The following is a 1,275-nucleotide window of genomic DNA, read 5'->3' on the forward strand; positions in this document are numbered from 1 at the left end:
CAAGATGGGTCTGCGGATGGATGCCTTTTCTGTCCGGGCTGTAAGCGAACCACACTGCAGGTGCCAACGCTGACCCGGCATTGCGGTCATCACGAACATACGCCCACAACCGCCCGGTCTTCGTCTTCTTATTACCCGGCATCAGTACCTGGACCGGGGTATCATCGGCATGGAGTTTGCCGTCAGTCATGACATAGCCATGAAGCGCCTCTTCCAGCGGAGACAGCAGCCGGCAGCATGCATCCACCCAGCCCGACAGCAGTGAACGGCTCAGCTCCACACCTTGCCGGCCGTATATTTCTGACTGGCGATACAGCGGGGTGTGCTCTGCATACTTCGAGGTCAGCACGCGGGCCAGCAGCCCCGGTCCGGCGATACCCCGCTCGATGGGCCGCGAAGGTGCAGGTGCCTGCACGATGGCATCGCACTGAGTACAGGCATGTTTTTCCCGTACCGTCCGGATAACCCGGAAGGCGCTACGCATCAACTCCAGCTGTTCGGCGGTATCCTCGCCCAGATAGCTCAGTGAACCGCCGCAGTTCGGGCAGCACGGCGCCGCAGGCAACAGTCGCTTTTCGTCACGGGGTAGTGATTCAGGGAACGGCTTACGGATGCGGGTCTGACGCAACGGACGCTGTACTGCGGGTCATACACCCTACCAGTCAGCGTATCGCTCTCTTTCTGAAGCCGGTTCAGATCGGCTTCCATTTGTGCGATACGGCGGGAGACTTTTTCGGAACGACTGCCGAAGTTCATCCGGCGGAGTTTATCCAGCTGCGCCTGCAGATGGTCTATTTCGCGCTCCCGGTTGCTCAGCTTTTCCTGCAGGGCGTGGATCAGCGCTTCCTGTTCGGCCAGGCGCTGTTTCAGCAGGAAGATGTCGTCAGAAGAGATGTCGTTCATAAGCCCGTATTTTACCGGGCTTATTCTGTGACAACCAGGATAAAGAGATTTACAGCATGGTCAGGGAGGTCAGCAGCCGCTTAGGCTGTCGCCAGTCGATACCTTCCAGCAGCATCGCCAGCTGCGCCTGTGTAAGGAACACTTTGCCATCACGGGCTGACGGCCAGGCGAAGCGCCCACGCTCCAGCCGTTTGGTCAGGAGGCACAGTCCGTCACCGGTGGACCACAGCAGTTTAACCTGACTGCCGCTGCGGCCCCGGAAAATGAAAACATGGCCGGACATGGGATCGTCTTTCAGCGCCATCTGTACTTTCGCAGCCAGGCCGTTGAAGCCATTTCTCATATCGGTGATACCGGCAACCAGCCAAATTT

At 58.7% G+C, this 1,275-nt stretch carries 1 protein-coding gene and 1 pseudogene; both read right to left on the minus strand.

All coding sequences use genetic code 11. The annotated features are described in order from the left end of the window. A pseudogene (locus tag HEN33_RS25000) lies at positions 1 to 903 on the minus strand (IS66-like element ISEc8 family transposase); the annotation flags it as partial. Positions 904 to 952: 49 nt separating this feature from the next. Continuing rightward, positions 953 to 1,273, minus strand: a complete 321-nt coding sequence (gene tnpB / locus HEN33_RS25005) for an IS66 family insertion sequence element accessory protein TnpB (protein WP_342367210.1) — start codon at positions 1,271 to 1,273, stop codon at positions 953 to 955. Positions 1,274 to 1,275: the final 2 nt, after the last annotated feature.

Source organism: Escherichia sp. 94.0001 (genome assembly GCF_013369155.2).
GTDB classification, from domain to species: Bacteria; Pseudomonadota; Gammaproteobacteria; order Enterobacterales; family Enterobacteriaceae; genus Escherichia; species Escherichia coli_F.